The organism is Streptosporangium sp. CA-115845 (assembly GCF_050943795.1).
GTDB lineage: Bacteria > Actinomycetota > Actinomycetes > Streptosporangiales > Streptosporangiaceae > Streptosporangium.
Map to the genome: position 1 here is coordinate 9614480 of NZ_CP191988.1, position 13760 is coordinate 9628239.

The 13760-nt window shown below is 65.7% G+C and carries 20 protein-coding genes and 1 tRNA gene; 5 read left to right on the plus strand and 16 right to left on the minus strand.

Annotation, left to right across the window (positions count from 1 at the left end; all coding sequences use genetic code 11):
• The first annotated feature begins 96 nt into the window (after positions 1-96).
• Positions 97-169, plus strand: a tRNA-Lys gene (locus ACQP0P_RS45605).
• Positions 170-260: 91 nt separating this feature from the next.
• Here ACQP0P_RS45605 and ACQP0P_RS45610 read toward each other — a convergent pair.
• The 12 genes from ACQP0P_RS45610 to ACQP0P_RS45665 all read right to left on the minus strand — a co-directional run bounded on the left by ACQP0P_RS45610 (position 261) and on the right by ACQP0P_RS45665 (position 8776).
• Complete coding sequence (locus ACQP0P_RS45610) at positions 261-1181, minus strand: tyrosine-type recombinase/integrase (protein WP_433368819.1); 921 nt, start codon at positions 1179-1181, stop codon at positions 261-263.
• Between the two features lie 165 nt (positions 1182-1346).
• The gene (locus ACQP0P_RS45615; RefSeq protein WP_433368822.1) at positions 1347-1619 is read right to left on the minus strand and encodes a hypothetical protein; all 273 of its coding nucleotides are present in this window, start codon (positions 1617-1619) and stop codon (positions 1347-1349) included.
• Entirely contained in the window at positions 1619-1819 is a 201-nt protein-coding gene (locus ACQP0P_RS45620) for a helix-turn-helix domain-containing protein (protein ID WP_433368825.1), read from the minus strand. The genes ACQP0P_RS45615 and ACQP0P_RS45620 overlap by 1 nt, the downstream gene beginning before the upstream one ends.
• 1 nt (position 1820) lies before the next feature.
• Entirely contained in the window at positions 1821-3557 is a 1737-nt protein-coding gene (locus tag ACQP0P_RS45625) for a replication initiator (RefSeq protein ID WP_433368828.1), read from the minus strand.
• Positions 3554-3748, minus strand: a complete 195-nt coding sequence (locus ACQP0P_RS45630; protein WP_433368831.1) for a hypothetical protein — start codon at positions 3746-3748, stop codon at positions 3554-3556. Before ACQP0P_RS45630 ends, ACQP0P_RS45625 begins: the two co-directional genes overlap by 4 nt.
• Entirely contained in the window at positions 3748-5193 is a 1446-nt protein-coding gene (locus tag ACQP0P_RS45635) for an FtsK/SpoIIIE domain-containing protein (protein ID WP_433368834.1), read from the minus strand. Before ACQP0P_RS45635 ends, ACQP0P_RS45630 begins: the two co-directional genes overlap by 1 nt.
• Before the next feature lie 86 nt (positions 5194-5279).
• A complete protein-coding gene (locus ACQP0P_RS45640; protein ID WP_433368837.1) occupies positions 5280-5600 on the minus strand; it encodes a hypothetical protein in 321 nt (106 codons plus the stop codon).
• A complete protein-coding gene (locus tag ACQP0P_RS45645) occupies positions 5597-6022 on the minus strand; it encodes a plasmid replication, integration and excision activator (protein WP_433368840.1) in 426 nt (141 codons plus the stop codon). The genes ACQP0P_RS45640 and ACQP0P_RS45645 overlap by 4 nt, the downstream gene beginning before the upstream one ends.
• A gap of 118 nt (positions 6023-6140) precedes the next feature.
• On the minus strand, positions 6141-6875 hold the full coding sequence (locus tag ACQP0P_RS45650; RefSeq protein ID WP_433368843.1) for a GntR family transcriptional regulator: 735 nt from the start codon (positions 6873-6875) through the stop codon (positions 6141-6143).
• 147 nt (positions 6876-7022) lie between these two features.
• Positions 7023-7370: a hypothetical protein gene (locus ACQP0P_RS45655; RefSeq protein ID WP_433368846.1), complete on the minus strand. Its 348-nt coding sequence runs from the start codon at positions 7368-7370 to the stop codon at positions 7023-7025.
• Entirely contained in the window at positions 7357-7701 is a 345-nt protein-coding gene (locus ACQP0P_RS45660; RefSeq protein ID WP_433368849.1) for a hypothetical protein, read from the minus strand. The genes ACQP0P_RS45655 and ACQP0P_RS45660 overlap by 14 nt, the downstream gene beginning before the upstream one ends.
• Before the next feature lie 289 nt (positions 7702-7990).
• Positions 7991-8776 carry a GntR family transcriptional regulator gene (locus tag ACQP0P_RS45665; protein ID WP_433368852.1) on the minus strand — a complete coding sequence of 262 codons (786 nt, stop codon included), beginning with the start codon at positions 8774-8776 and terminating at the stop codon, positions 7991-7993.
• A 76-nt stretch (positions 8777-8852) separates the two neighbouring features.
• Here ACQP0P_RS45665 and ACQP0P_RS45670 point away from each other — a divergent pair, with 76 nt between their 5' ends.
• Entirely contained in the window at positions 8853-9305 is a 453-nt protein-coding gene (locus ACQP0P_RS45670; protein WP_433368855.1) for an NUDIX hydrolase, read from the plus strand.
• 332 nt (positions 9306-9637) lie between these two features.
• Here ACQP0P_RS45670 and ACQP0P_RS45675 read toward each other — a convergent pair whose 3' ends face one another.
• Complete coding sequence (locus ACQP0P_RS45675; RefSeq protein WP_433368858.1) at positions 9638-10141, minus strand: hypothetical protein; 504 nt, start codon at positions 10139-10141, stop codon at positions 9638-9640.
• 348 nt (positions 10142-10489) lie between these two features.
• Between ACQP0P_RS45675 and ACQP0P_RS45680 the strand changes: the two genes are divergently transcribed.
• The 3 genes from ACQP0P_RS45680 to ACQP0P_RS45690 all read left to right on the plus strand — a co-directional run bounded on the left by ACQP0P_RS45680 (position 10490) and on the right by ACQP0P_RS45690 (position 11961).
• Positions 10490-10960 carry a hypothetical protein gene (locus ACQP0P_RS45680; protein WP_433368861.1) on the plus strand — a complete coding sequence of 157 codons (471 nt, stop codon included), beginning with the start codon at positions 10490-10492 and terminating at the stop codon, positions 10958-10960.
• Positions 10961-11293: 333 nt separating this feature from the next.
• Positions 11294-11446 (plus strand): hypothetical protein, encoded by a 153-nt coding sequence (locus ACQP0P_RS45685; RefSeq protein WP_433368864.1) that lies wholly within the window; start codon positions 11294-11296, stop codon positions 11444-11446.
• Between the two features lie 41 nt (positions 11447-11487).
• Positions 11488-11961, plus strand: coding sequence for an NUDIX domain-containing protein (locus tag ACQP0P_RS45690; RefSeq protein ID WP_433368867.1), 474 nt, complete (start codon positions 11488-11490; stop codon positions 11959-11961).
• 243 nt (positions 11962-12204) lie between these two features.
• Here ACQP0P_RS45690 and ACQP0P_RS45695 read toward each other — a convergent pair whose 3' ends face one another.
• From ACQP0P_RS45695 to ACQP0P_RS45705, 3 genes are all read right to left on the minus strand, one after another.
• Positions 12205-12537: a YnfA family protein gene (locus ACQP0P_RS45695; protein ID WP_433368869.1), complete on the minus strand. Its 333-nt coding sequence runs from the start codon at positions 12535-12537 to the stop codon at positions 12205-12207.
• Between the two features lie 309 nt (positions 12538-12846).
• Positions 12847-13293, minus strand: coding sequence for a MerR family transcriptional regulator (locus ACQP0P_RS45700; RefSeq protein WP_433368872.1), 447 nt, complete (start codon positions 13291-13293; stop codon positions 12847-12849).
• Positions 13290-13646: a hypothetical protein gene (locus ACQP0P_RS45705; protein WP_433368874.1), complete on the minus strand. Its 357-nt coding sequence runs from the start codon at positions 13644-13646 to the stop codon at positions 13290-13292. Before ACQP0P_RS45705 ends, ACQP0P_RS45700 begins: the two co-directional genes overlap by 4 nt.
• Between the last annotated feature and the right edge of the window lie 114 nt (positions 13647-13760).

The window sequence follows — 13760 nt, forward strand, 5'->3', positions numbered from 1 at the left end:
TTTCCGCCCTCCACCTGCCGCTCCGCGAACAGGTACCCTCGAATGGGCCTGGCGACGGACGTTAGTGGACACTATCCTCGGTACGCTGTCACCTGCGGGGCGTTAGCTCAATGGTTAGAGCTGCGGACTTTTAATCCGTAGGTTCTGGGTTCGAGTCCCAGGCGCCCTACCCCAATGAGCTGGGCAGACTTCCCATTTTCCATGATCGGGAAGCCTGCCCAGTTGCATTTCCAGTTGCAGTTATGACCAGCCCGTTGCCGTCAGCCGTCCCACAGCGCCCGTCCCATCCGGCCCGCCGCCTCGATCGCGAGCGTCTCCGTGATGTGGGTGTACCGCTTGGTCGTGGTGAGCTGGGAATGGCCGAGGACCGCCTGAATCACTCGGATGTCCACCCCCTGTTCGAGCAGGAGCGTCGCGGCCGTGTGGCGCGCGTCGTGAACGCGGGCGTCCTTGTCGATCTCGGCGAGTCGCAGGAGTTCCTTCCAATCGTCCCAGTCGTCCCCGGCATCGATCGGGTTTCCGTCCGGCGTGCACCACACGAGATCCCAGTCTTGCCATCTGTCCCCCGCCGCTTCCCGTTCGAACCTCTGAGACTCCTTGTGGAGCTTGAGAAGGGCGATCAGGGGAGGAGGTAGGGCAATGGACCGTTTGCCCTTGCCCTTCGGCTTGGTGAACGTCCAGCCCCCGACACGATCCGGGCAGGCAAGAGCGTGCTTGGCACAGTCGACGGCGCAGAACTTCGGGCACGCGCCCCCGTGCTTGGTGCAGTTCTTGCGGCACGCGGTGAGGCAGACGTGCCGACGTCCAGAGGTGCGCTTGGCCTTGGCACAGTCCTTCGGGCAGGGGTAGCGATGGAGGCGTGCGGCGCAGGTGTGCGGGTCCTTACAGCCGTGCCGGTAGCGAAGCCGCTTGATCTGCCAGAACACCCGGATCGCGCCCTTGTCCAGGTCCACATACTTCCACCGCAGGCCCAGCGACTCCGATTGCCGAAGTCCCAGCGCGAGCGCCACCGACCAGCGCGTACCGTTCCGGCGATCCTTCACCACGGTCAGGATGTCTTGCGCCTCTTCCCTGAGCAGCGGCTCAATCTCGTTGTCCTCACCGGTCGGCGCGTCGATCATGCCGCAGACGTTGCGCGCGATCAGTTCACGCCGTACCGCCAGCTTGAGAGCGCGTGACAAGATCCGGTGAATCTGCAAGATCGTATTCGGCGACAGCCCTTCCTTAACCAGCCCGGCATAGAAGGCATCAAGGTGATCGGGGCGAAGCCGATCCAGCCGATGCGCGCCGAGCCGGGGAATGATCCACCATTCCGCCTTGGGCCGGTAAGTGCTGTCCAGCGTGAGCTAACTAACCCGCATGGGCGCGATCTCGTCGAGGTAGGTCCGTATCCACTGGGCGACCGTGGGGACCTTCGTTCCGGCCTTGTCGATCTTCCCCGAGTCGCGCTGTTTCTCCAGCTGTTGCACCCTGGCCGTGACGATCGCTTCCGTCTTGCCCTTGCGGTGGCGACGGTCGGGAGTGCCGTCATCCTTGACGCCCATGGTCACCCAGCCGTGCCACTTGCCGTCTTTGCCGAGATAGATCGAGGATCGGCTGTTGGGCTTCCTGCCGGCCATCACGCCGCCTCCCTCTCCGGAAGCCCCGCCTTGGATTCCAGAGCACGGGCGAACTCATGAAGCGCCCACCGGGGAACGAGCCGGTACCCCTCGTCCTTGATCGACTTGAGTTCACCGGTCTTGATCAGCCGGAACACTCTCGTACGGCTGATGCCGAGAACCACGGCGGCATCCTTGGGCCGGTAGAACAGTGGTTCCATGTCAGGCCGCCTCTCCGATTGCCGAAAGATCTGAAACAGGGATGCCGTCCGCTCTGGCTTGAAGTTCGGCTAGGCGTGCTTTGGTGCGGTGGCGGTCGGCGACTCCGCGCAGCAGTCGTTTGGCCAGCGGGGTCCGGGTGGGGTCGTTGGTCGAGACCGGCCGCCAGACGTAGCGGTGCGAGTCGGTCACGGTGTCATCGGGCAGGCCGAGCATGTCGAGGACCCAGGCCCGGCGGTCGGCCTTGTGTTCGCGGAGGGTCTTGTTCGACCACTTGCGCGAGACCAGGACGCGACGGCCCGCGTAGCCGAGGTGTTCGGCCTTGTGCGCCTTACCCTTGCACCGGCCCGGCAGCATGCCCGCCTTAGCCCCCTTGGGCTGAATGCCATACCGCAGCCAGTTCGGGCACGTCGGCGAGCACGGTTCGTACCGGAGCGCTTCGACCATGCGGGTGGCGTGGTCACGGCGGGCGGGGTCGTCGGTGCTGGGGTCGTCAGGGTCGAGGGGGTCGCCGAGGCTCTTGGTCAGGTACTTGGTGAGGTAGCCGATGCGCTTGTGCGCGTCCGGCGATCCGGCGACGATGCCCTGAACATCGACTTGAGGACCGAAGCGGACCACGTGCAGCGGTTCGGCCGCCTCGTCGGCGTCGAGCTGGTCAAGCGCCTCATCCCAGGTGGGCAGCAGTTCCCCGGTTGCGGGGTCGAGGTAGTCGCCGCTCTGGCCGTCCGGGTAGGTGGCACCGTCGCCCAGGTCGGCCCGCTCTGCCCAGACCGGCAGGTGATCGCCATCGAACTTCACCTCATCGACCGAAGGCCACCACACCTGGTGATAGGTCGCGGCGGCAATCGCCTTGATCTCCGCGCGGGGCAGCGTCCCGCGGATGGCCATGTGCAGATGCGGCGCGAACCGCTTCTGAGGTTCCACCGTGGCGAAATACTGCACGTCATAGCCCGCCACCCGGCGCAGGTTCTGCACGAACCGGTCCACCAGCTTGGAGAAGTGCAGGGCGTCGCGAGCCGCCGCCGCGTAGTCATAGGTGCTCGGATCGACCGGCACGCCCAGGCCGGAACGGATCTTGCCGTACGAGGGCAGGGTGAGCGTGACGAACAGCGACGGCCGGTACACCCTGCCATCCGGCGCGATGAACGTTCGTCCAAGGGTGGTGTCCTGCTTGGCCCGCTTGGGCAGGTCCGGCGCATCCTGGCGACGCCTGGTCGAGCGTGAGCGTTTCGGGGTCGCTCGGCCGCCCAGGACGTTGCCGCGCATCCCTGCGGCGTTGATCTCGGCATCGATGCCCGCGATGGCCTCGTCCCAGTCGAGGGTGTCTTCCCCGTCGCGTTCGGCCTCGTCGCGCTTGGCCTGTACGTCGGCCCGGAACTCGATCAGCCACCGCTGGTCATCGGTGGAGGGGTGAGGTTCGGCGATCGGTTCGTGGTCCAGGTGCCAGCCTTCCCGGCATTGCGCCCGGCGCAGCTGCTGGTTGCGCTTGGCGCACGGCGGGCACTTGGCCTCTTGGGTGGTGCCGCAGGGGATGTCGAACGGCTCAACGGTGCCGGTGTGGGTGTCCAGGCGCCGCATCTCGATCGGGCGGATGCACACGCCGTTGAGCTTGGCGACCTCGATGGCCACGTCCAGGGCGACGGGCAGGGTGTCCCGGACCAAGCGGGGAAGGGTGCGATCAGAGCCGTTCGGCGGGGTGTCGGTCGCGGGGGTGGATAGGTGGACGGGGGTGTCGGTCACATGGCCCCCTTCGGGTCGATGAGGTCGGCGCAGATCCGGTAGGAGTCGCGGTAGGGGTGCTTGCGCAGCCGCGCGGAGTCGAGGTCAACGATCACCGTCACTTCGGCCAGCTCGGAGCCGTCGAAGGTCCGCAGCCGCCGCAAGGGCAAGCCCTCGATCTCGGCTGGGGTGCCGTGCAGGATGATCCGCATCAGGCCGCCCCCTCCATCTCGATCGGCAGGGTGTCGCTCGTGATCAGGGCCGCCATGGCGCGGATGTCAGCATCGGAGACGTAGGCCGCGCGGACCCGGATGGGGTCGGGTGAGGTCTCCAACCGCACGTAGGCGACGCCCGCGCCCTGCTCAGGGATCGGGGAGATGTGATCGGCCAGTGCGCCCCGATCGCGTGCACCGTCACCGAGGACCATGTCCACCTGTTCCGACTCATCCAGCCGGAGTGCGATCTTGTCGGGGAACAGGTTGCGGATGTTCATGACCTCTTTGCGCGGGTCCTGCAACGCGGCCATGACGCCGAACCCGACCGCGCGGCCCTGCGTGGTGAGGGTGGCCAGGGCAGCGGAGATGCGCAGTTTCAGGCCCTTGTCGGACTGGTAGGCGGTCAGAAACGCCACCTCGTCGACCACCACCAAGACGAACGGGTCATCGACGGTGGGAGTGTGAGAGCGCTGGAGTCCGGCGTAGCGATCGGCCCGCTCCTGCATGATCTTCACGGCTGCTTCCAGCAGATCGGCGCAGGCAGCCGGATCGGCGGCGTAGCGGTCGCCGAAGATCTCGCGTCCGTAGGACAGTTCCATCCGCTTGGGGTCCAGCGCCCACACCTCAGCCAGGCCCGCCCGGACCGCCGGGAGCAGACCACGGATGGCCGACCACAGGAACGACCCCTTGCCCGCACCCGTCGCGCCCGCGATCAGCACGTGCGTCCCGTGTACCTTGAGCCGGTAGGGGTGGCCGTCCTCGCACTTGCCGATCTCGACCGGCCCCACCGACGCCACGACGGGGAGGGGAACCGCCGACAGCGGGACGGCCAGTGGGTCACGGCGGGGAAAGGTCAGCTGGAGACGACCGGCTCGGACGATGGCGACCCGGCAGGAGGAGGCGCCGAACCCGTGGGCGAGATGGTCGATGCGGTCGGCCCAGTCCTTGACCGACTGGCCGCTGATCATCTTCACCGTGATCACGTCAGCCCAGGAGGTACAGGAGACGCCGACGAGGTGGGGCAGGTAGTCACGGCCTTGGAGATGACGGCCGAGCCCGGAAACGATCATCACCGGTTGCCAGTGCCGCCGGTAGACCCACACCAGGCGCCAGAAGGCCAGCAGCCGCCAGCCCACCCAGCGATCGAACGAGGCCCGATCGAAGAACGGCCACGGGGCCAGAAACGAGAGGGGAACGGTGACGACGACCAGGGCAACGCGCCAGCCGTACAGGACACCGAGCACAGTGGGAACGGCGAGTACGGTCACCGCGACCGGGTGACGCCAGACGAGCCGGACCACTCCAGCCAGCAGCCGCCACAGAAAGATCGTGATGGTGAAGATGGCCGGGGTGTGGACCACGGCCGGGCGGAACACTACGGCGGTGTCGGGGGTCGTGGAGACGAGGGTACGAGCCTCGTCACCGGGCAGCTTTTTGAACATTAGGCTTGAGCCCTCTTCCTTGATTCGCTGTCTGGGGAGAACCGAGGGGCCGCCGGAATGCCAGTTCCAGCGGCCCCGCTTGCGTGTCAGGCCGCGACCTCATCCAGGCCCGGCAGCACCGGGGTAGCCGCCTGGTCGGCGTGGAGGCGCTCGCAGTCGGCCAGGTAGCGCGCGGCAGCGGCGAAGATCTCCCGAGCGAGGGTCACGTCCCGCTCGGTGACCGGCCCGCCGCCCGTGGTGGTGACCGTCATCTGTGCCTCAGCGCTGGACAGGGTCAGGAACGGCCGCTCACCGTCGCCCCCGAACGCCTTGGCCGACACCTCCGAGGTACAGAAGGAGACATCGAACCGGGTGACGCCCTCACGAATCGACGCAGTGACGTAGGTGTAGGGCTTGTGCTCACTCACGCCGCCACGTCCTTACCGGCCGAAGCCTTGGCCGAAGCCGCGCCGGAACGGGGAGCACGCATCGCCGTTGCCCGAAGAGACCAGGCCAGGCGGCCGGTCTTCTCGGCGACGTAGGCGGTAGCGGTCATGCCGTCGAACTCGACCGGGACGAACGGCATGTTGGGCAACGGGGGCGGGGGAACGGGCTGGACCGGGGACAGGATCTTGACCGCCACCGTCTTCTGTGCGGCCTTGAGGGTGGGGTCTGCGTCCATGACGGCGACCTGCCAGACGAGTTCGCCGGTGGTCTTGTCCTTGGCGTAGACCGTGCGCCCGCCGGTCGAGGCGGTGAAGTCCTTGACCTGCTCGACCTCACCGACGACGTAGCAGCCGTGCGGGAAGACCTGGGCGAAGCTGACGGGGATCGGGCCTTGAAGGGCCATGATGTTTCTCCTGTTGTGTAGTCGCACTGTCGGTAACTCGTACTGTCGAGTTGAAGGTAAACGGTAAACGGATACTCGACAAGACGAGTTTCCGTTCTGCTATGTGACCTGCATCACATCACAAGGTGTAGGTGTCTTCCAGCTCATGAAGCACCCCCGGGAGCGCCACCTCGATGACCATGACGGGCCGAGTCCCGGCGAAGACCCGAGACACCACCCCCAGCACCGCCGCCGTCTCCCCCAGCCTCAACAGCTTGATCTCATCGGCTGTCGGATGACGAGCCGCCAACCGCTCGATGACGTGATCCAGCCGCAGGCCCTTGACCGCCTGGACATGCTGGCGAATGCCCGCCATCAACGGCAACGCCTTACCTAGGTCGGTCCCCTCGGCCAGCTCGATCGGGCACCACAAGGTGATCAGCTCACACGGTTCGCTGCCATCGCTCAGCAGGACCCGGCGCATCATGATGGGCGCCTCCGGGGGCAGAGCCATCGCCGCCGCGATGTTCGCGGGAGCCGGGCGCGGCCCCGCCTCCAGCACCGATGCGCCCTGATTGGCTTCGGGCCGATCCAGGACGGCACGGCCAGGCCGGGAGAAGTCCTCCTCGGCCAGCGGAGGAGCCGCCTTCACATACGAGCCCTTGCCGTGCTCACGGTCGATGAAGCCCCGCAGCTGCAACACCTGAAGCGCCCGCACGACGGTGGGACGGCTGACCGCGAACTCCCGGATCAGCTGCGTCTCCGAGGGCAGCAGAGAGCCCGGCGGATAGGTGCCGTCCGCGATCTTGTGCCGGATCGCCGCAACGATCTGGGCGTACTTCGGAGGCGCGTACTCCTCGCCGGAAACAGACATCTCAATAACCCAACTACTCGACTTATCGTCAGCATAGAGCAGGTACTCAGCGTGTACAGCTGTTCTTCGTGGACGAACAAGGAGTGCGGCGGTGCGGGACGTTGAGGTTTCCCTCCCGGACCTCGCGAACCACACCGCCGCACCCGTCTAGAGGGGCGAACGCCGCATCATGATCACGCCCTTGTGGGGGACGCCCGTGATGATCGATGACTGGTCGCCGAACTCGCACAGCACCCACACCATTCGGATCTCGGCGACCACGGGAAAGCTGCGCCAGAGCCGCCGGCTGATCTCCGCGACTCTCCCCCACACGCAGCCCTCCGAGGAAAGAGCTTGCGTGCGGTGCTCGACCCGGACCGGCGACATCCTGAGCCCTGCCGGAGCAGCGTCCGGACTGTATTCGAAGGCGAGGTAATCACCGACGCCCAGGTCATCGACCTGCCGCTCTTCGACAGGCCCGGCATCGGCCAAAGCTCGCGGCTCAACGCGGCCCATGATCGATTCCTTCGATGTCCGGAGTCAGCCAGGCCGGAGAGTGCTGCTTTCTCAAAAGCGCGTACTGGAACGCGATCCGCCGAGCCGCACGGTCCGGTTCGGTCGAGCAGTGCCACGCGTAGACGAACCGATCGCGTCGCACATCCAACCCGGTGCGCCACCAGAACCGGTCACCGTCGCACCAGACGACCAGGCCCACCCAGACCGACACCAGCGCCAGGCCGTAACCGTCATGAACATCAGAAGAGATCTTGAGGTGATCGAGTTCGGTCTGTAGCGACTCGGCCGTCTCCGCCGGGGAGACACCTCCCATCGTCAGCGCCCTGCTCACGACTGCCGTCCTCGCGGAGCCTGCGATGTGGTCAATCCCTGGCACATCGAGCAGTCGTCGCGGACCCGCATGGAGGGCGCGCCCCCAACAGGTCCGGCGAGGAGTCCACGCCGGGGGCTGACGTACTTCCACCCCCGTCCTTCGCAGGACACGCACTGATCGGTCATAAGACGTAGCCCTTCGGTGTGCTGATCTTCACGCCGTGGATTCAGCTACTCCAGACGTCTGCTCGTCTATAGGAGTTTGGACGCAAGTCATTTATGACTCCTCTAGAGGAGTACGTCAAGTCCTATCGCGCAGGCAGTTCGTACGAGAGCACATAGGCATCGCTGGACATCACCGTGTCGCACACCTCCACCGCACGACCATCGGTGGCATAAGCCGTACGGACCAGGTGAAACACCGGAACACCCGGCGCCAGCTTCAGCGCCCGCACCTCATCACGCAGCGGCATCCGAGACCGGATCTCTTCCACGAAACGATCCAGCCGGAACCCCAACTCCTCCAGCCGAGCGTAGATCCCGCCCGGACCGCTGTCCGGCTGCGCGATCCGCGTATCCCGCGCGATCTCCGCCGGGATATACGACACGGCCGTCTCCACCGGCTGACCATTGATCAGATACCGGCGCGATCGGACGATCACATGATCTTCCAAGCTGATCCCGAGCAGTCCGGCGACCTCCGCAGAGGGCCGCTCCTCGGTGATCTCGATGGAGTCGACGGTCGGCTTCCCGCCCGCACCCTCTGTCTCCGCGATGAACGCGGCCTTGCCCTGCTCACGATGGCGACGGGCGAACCGGTCGGAGGCCAGCCGCCGCACCGGAGGATGAGACCGGACAAAGACACCACGCCCATGCTCAGCCACCGTCAGCCCCTCACCCTGGAGGACCTGGAGCGCGTTGCGAATGGTCATCCGCGCGACGCCGTAGTGTTGCATGAGCCGAGCTTCCGAGGGCACCTTGTCACCTTCGGCCAGAGTGCCCCGCTCGATCGTATGCCTGATGTGATCGGCGATCTGCCGGAAGACGGCCCGATCGCTGGTCGGGTCCAGATCCGGAAACGGCAGCTCGGCCACGACCAACAACTCCTCAACTCGTACATACGTGTACCGCAGTCCGAGAATAGCGATCAGCAGCCCCGGAGGACATCCGATGGATCACCACAACACGCAGCACTCCGTCAGCGTGGCAGGCGTGATCATCGACGACCAAGGCCGCGCACTCCTCACCCAACGACGAGACAACAACCACTGGGAAGCACCCGGCGGAGTCCTCGAACGCGACGAGGACATCACCACCGGCCTACTCCGAGAGATCCACGAAGAGACCGGCCTGCACGTCGAGCCCGTCACCCTCACCGGCGTCTACAAGAACATGACACGCGGCATCATCGCCCTCGTCTTCCGCTGCAAAGTCATCGGCGGCCACATCACCGAAACCGACGAAGCCCGCGCCTTCCGCTGGGTCACCGCGGACGAGGTCTCATCACTCGCATCCGAAGCGTTCGCGATCCGCGTCCTCGACGCCATGCACCACGACCAAGCGCCGGCCATCCGCCACCACGACGGCACTCGTCTACTCGGACCGTCACAGCTTCACGAGTAACTGCCGAATTGTTCTTATGGGTATCAAGCGGCGGCGGCGCTGCGCGCCGTCGCCCGGCCCTGCGCCTGCCAGCGCGCACCGGGCATGCGGCCTGGGGGCCGGTCCCGGCGCGCGAGCAGGACTCCGGGCCGTCGCCGTACACACGCCGCGCCGCACCCACGCCGTCCGCCAGCCCTTGGTCGCGCCGCCGCCCCCATGCAGCCCGACGATCGCCACGGGGTGGCCGATGTCTGCCGTGGTCGGGGGCGATCGAAGATCCAGGGTTCGTTCCTCACCCTGGCTCACTGGGCAACGTGGTGGACGATCGCCCTTGCGTCGGCTCCTGGGGCTTGTCATCTCGGAAGATCGACGGGAACGGGCATCCCTCTCATAGCCTCCAGCACCGTGCGCCCGTCCAGGGGACGGCTGAGCTGTACGGTCGCCTGCCTGCGGTATCCCTCATCCGTGCACGCCCGTACCCACTCGTGTGGGTGCTCCTCCACCACGATCAGGGCCGCGTGCTCGGACTCGACGGCTCGCGCGGTGTAGTCCGAGCCGCAGGGACCCGTGGTCTTTCGCCCGATGAACTCGACGGTGAGCGTCCTGCCGTCTTGGTTGACAGTGACCTTCTCCGCGGAAGGAACGCCAAGAGCGGGACTGAACCCGTCCCGACGAAGAGGTGTCGGAGTAGCACGGGCACCGTCTCTCGCGAAGGCTTGCTCATAACGCTCAAGAGCCCGCTGTACGTGCCTATCGAGCCGCCGGCCGTTCTCAGTTGCGATCCACCACAGCACCACCAGGCCCAGCACAGCGACGGAGGCAATGAGAACGACCCAGCGCTTACGCGTCATGTTCATCGAACGTCAACTATACGGTTCTGGTTCACATCCCAGCGGGGAAAATCTGCCTCGAACGCCCCCCGCACATCGTTTGGGGACCTACGGACAAGGAGGCCAGACCGTGCCCGTTGCGTGCCCGTCAGGAGGGTCACCAAAGGGGAGTCACGGGGACTCGCGGGCAAGGCAAGACCGCCTCTGACCTGGAACGCAGCAGCTCACAGGGTCGCGTACCGAGATCTTCCAAACTGGTGATGTGCTACTGCAATCGAGATTGCTCTCATGACCGCCATGTATGTCGGCCATATCCATTTACGGGAGTGAACCCACGGCCTTCAAACGCAACGAGTGGACTGGCATGCTGTAGGCATGATCGAGAAGCAGCCCGAGGCCCCTCACCAGTACCAGAAAAAAGCATCGCGGTTCAGGACGTTCATCGTGTGCTCCGTCACTGCAGGCTTGGTACTCATCGGCGGCCTGTTCTTGCTTAATCGTGACGATTCTCAGCAGACAGACATGTCCACCGTGCTCCATCAGATCCGTTCGGGCAATGTCTCGACCGCCAGGCTCATCGACGCCGAGCGGAGAATCGAGATTACTACGATGGACAAGAAGCACTTTCACTCTTATTGGAGCGAGGTCGGCGATCAAGGCCCAGAGCTTGCCGACGAACTCCAGAAGGTCATGCCTCCGGGCGGCTACACAGTCGAGGTTCCCAAACGCTGGGGGTGGTTCTCACCGCTGGGGGTCGCCGGGTACCAGGGTTGCACTTCGGGTTGCAATACAGGGGCGTTCAAAGCCGTTCAGAATGGACCGCATACACCCCATGACCTGCATTAAACTACCTGGAACAGTCCAAGGCCGATCTTTTAATCCGTAGGTTCTGGGTTCGAGTCCCAGGCGCCCTACCACTCGCGAGCAGGAACGTAGGCTCTGACCTGGGCCTACGTTCCTGGCGACCTTTCTCCGCCCATGCAGCCGGATGCAGCCAGACGCAGCCGTCTGCCACCGGTCCCGGAATATACGCGGAATGGGATCGATGACGTTTCCCCAGGTCAGCTCAGAGGTTCTGGAAGCTCGCGGAGCGATTCCGGGGCCACGGTAGCCGACACGACGAAGGACCCCGAGGGCTACCCGGAGTCCTTCAGCCAGTGGAGCCGCACGGACGAGGCATTGGACGCCCTCCCTCAGGCCGAGCACCTGGCCCCCGAGCAGATCCGCCACCACTACCTCAGCCGCCAACTCGTCCTGAGCCGGATTCGCCGCCAGAAAGGCAAACCCAGCCATCGACTCACCGATCTGACCCGCTGGCTGCGCGTCACCTGAGGAACCTTCACACGGGACGGACTTCCCCTAGCGTAGGGATCATGACCGGACAAGAGACCCCGCCAATGGCCACCCTCCGCGCCGCAGCCGGGGCACTCTTCTTCGACGAACACGGCCGCCTGCTCCTGGTCCGCCCCCACTACAAGGACTACCTGGAGATTCCCGGCGGCTACATCGAACCCGGCGAGACCCCGTTCCAGGCATGCGTTCGCGAAGTCCACGAGGAACTCGGCATCCAACCGCCGATCGGTGACCTGCTCGTGGTCGACTGGGCACCGCACCCGCAGGAAGGCGACAAGGTCCTGTTCCTCTTCGACGGCGGAACCCTCACCCCAAGCATGCGCGACAGCATCCGCCTCGGTGCCGATGAGCTGACCGGCTACGACTTCCACCCCGTCGAGGAACTACCCAGCCTCCTGATCAAACGACTGGCCAACCGCGTCACAGCCGCCGTCACCGCCCGCACCATCGGCCGCCCGTTGTATTTGGAGCACGGCCAACAGTTGCCGAATTAATCTCATAGGTATCAAGGCGGCGGCGCGGCGCACCGCCGCCCGAGCGTGCGGCGTGGGCGCCGGTCTCGGACGGCGGCGGGACTGCGAGCCGCCCGCCACACCGCCCACGCGCCGTACTCGACCATCGGCCGCCGCACGTGGGCCACACCGCCGCCATAAGGTCGCTTCGACCAGCGGCCCCAACCGCTTCGCGGTTCCTTTGGGATGCTTCGCATTGGCGCCGGCCGCTTCGCTCAGCTCTGGTCATCCACGCGGGACGTACATGATGACCAGCACACCGAGCAGGCAGATGGCAGCCCCGATGACGTCCCACCGGTCAGGCCGGAACTTGTCGACCACCATGCCCCAGATCAGCGAACCGGCGACGAACACGCCCCCGTAGGCGGCAAGAATCCGGCCGAAGTGGGCGTCTGGCTGGAAGGTGGCCACGAGCCCGTACAAGCCCAAAGCGATGAACCCGGCTCCAACCCATAGCAGCCCGCGTTGCTCTCTGACTCCCTGCCAGACCAGCCAAGCCCCGCCGATCTCAGCAAGAGCGGCCACAACGAACAGCAGAAGGGAACGCGCAACAGTCACGGCTGTGACTGTAGAGGAGCGCTCTCGGCATGCCGGTGAGCACTTTCCCCCTGGCAGCCACACTCAGCCCCGCCCGTGCATCCGCCGATCTGCTTCCGACGTCGCAGCAACCAGCCCAGCCCCCAGGCCGCCACAGTTAGAACCGCCAACACCACAGCCAACGTTGGCATGATCCCGATCAGCGTCACGGCCCCGGCCCCTCCGATCACCCCGGCGGCCAGCAGTACGGGAAGCACACAACAGGCGGCGCAGGCCACCCCGGCCAGTCCCGCCAGACCGGACGGGATCAGGCGCTCCCGTGACCTGGAATCAGTTGACCTCGACATGTTCCTGCCCCTCTGTCAGGTCCGAGAACGGCAGCGGGCAACACGAACTCGCCGCGCACGCCACCAGGTCATCACATCCGGCATCGAGCGCCTGGACCAGCATCTCGCGAATCGTCTGCAGATCTTCGATCTTCTGCTCCACCTCGGCCAGTTTGACCAGTGCACGGGCTTGCAACCCGCCGTCGGACCTGCCGTGACGGTGCCTGCCCGTCTCGACCAGGTCGGCCACCTCTTCCAGGGTGAAGCCCAGCCGTTGTGCCGCTTTGATCACCCGAAGCAGGACCACGGTTTCCGGCGAGTACAGCCGATGGCCGCCGTTACTGCGCTGCGGCTCCTGCAACAACCCTCGACGGTGGTAGTAGCGCAGCGTCTGAGCGTTGACCCCCGCCGCTTCGGCGACCTCCCCGGTGCGCAGCCACTTCTCACTCATCGCGCGACCTGCGTAGCCGCCCTGGCCGCCAGTCCGTCGAGCACCTTGGCGTGAACCGCGGGCACCTTGACATCCAGCGCCAGGCTCGCATCACCAGAGGTGAAGGTGAAGGCGAAGAACGAGCAGCACCCGCTCTCCCTGGCTGTCAGATCCCGCGCCGTCTTCTCCACCTGCTCGCCCCCTTCCAGCGTGAGCCGCAGGTGAGTCGGCCCCACTCGTTCCAGCCCCAGCAAGGCCGAGGCGAACAACTCGTCGAATTCCGCGACTCGCAACGGCCGCTCCTCGGTCGGAAGCGTGCATTCGGCCGGTGCCCACTCCATGAGCCCTCCCAGTGCCAACCGCCCGTCTCTCATGCGAGCGGCTCCTACACCCCGACGGTAAGCCTGTACCTGGGTACAAGATGCAACCCTGGTCTCTGTCCCGTGAATCCCTCACGATCGCCTTGCGGTGGCTGATCGTCACACGTG

Bases quoted from the DNA above. Each gene is read 5' to 3' on its own strand.
- ACQP0P_RS45705 (WP_433368874.1), bottom strand. From the start codon at position 13,646: ATGAGAGACGGGCGGTTGGCACTGGGAGGGCTCATGGAGTGGGCACCG.
- ACQP0P_RS45670 (WP_433368855.1), top strand. From the start codon at position 8,853: ATGGATCACCACAACACGCAGCACTCCGTCAGCGTGGCAGGCGTGATC.
- ACQP0P_RS45655 (WP_433368846.1), bottom strand. From the start codon at position 7,370: ATGGGCCGCGTTGAGCCGCGAGCTTTGGCCGATGCCGGGCCTGTCGAA.
- ACQP0P_RS45690 (WP_433368867.1), top strand. From the start codon at position 11,488: ATGACCGGACAAGAGACCCCGCCAATGGCCACCCTCCGCGCCGCAGCC.
- ACQP0P_RS45680 (WP_433368861.1), top strand. From the start codon at position 10,490: ATGATCGAGAAGCAGCCCGAGGCCCCTCACCAGTACCAGAAAAAAGCA.
- ACQP0P_RS45675 (WP_433368858.1), bottom strand. From the start codon at position 10,141: ATGAACATGACGCGTAAGCGCTGGGTCGTTCTCATTGCCTCCGTCGCT.
- ACQP0P_RS45630 (WP_433368831.1), bottom strand. From the start codon at position 3,748: ATGCGGATCATCCTGCACGGCACCCCAGCCGAGATCGAGGGCTTGCCC.
- ACQP0P_RS45650 (WP_433368843.1), bottom strand. From the start codon at position 6,875: ATGTCTGTTTCCGGCGAGGAGTACGCGCCTCCGAAGTACGCCCAGATC.
- ACQP0P_RS45620 (WP_433368825.1), bottom strand. From the start codon at position 1,819: ATGGAACCACTGTTCTACCGGCCCAAGGATGCCGCCGTGGTTCTCGGC.
- ACQP0P_RS45700 (WP_433368872.1), bottom strand. From the start codon at position 13,293: ATGAGTGAGAAGTGGCTGCGCACCGGGGAGGTCGCCGAAGCGGCGGGG.
- ACQP0P_RS45645 (WP_433368840.1), bottom strand. From the start codon at position 6,022: ATGGCCCTTCAAGGCCCGATCCCCGTCAGCTTCGCCCAGGTCTTCCCG.
- ACQP0P_RS45635 (WP_433368834.1), bottom strand. From the start codon at position 5,193: ATGTTCAAAAAGCTGCCCGGTGACGAGGCTCGTACCCTCGTCTCCACG.
- ACQP0P_RS45615 (WP_433368822.1), bottom strand. From the start codon at position 1,619: ATGGCCGGCAGGAAGCCCAACAGCCGATCCTCGATCTATCTCGGCAAA.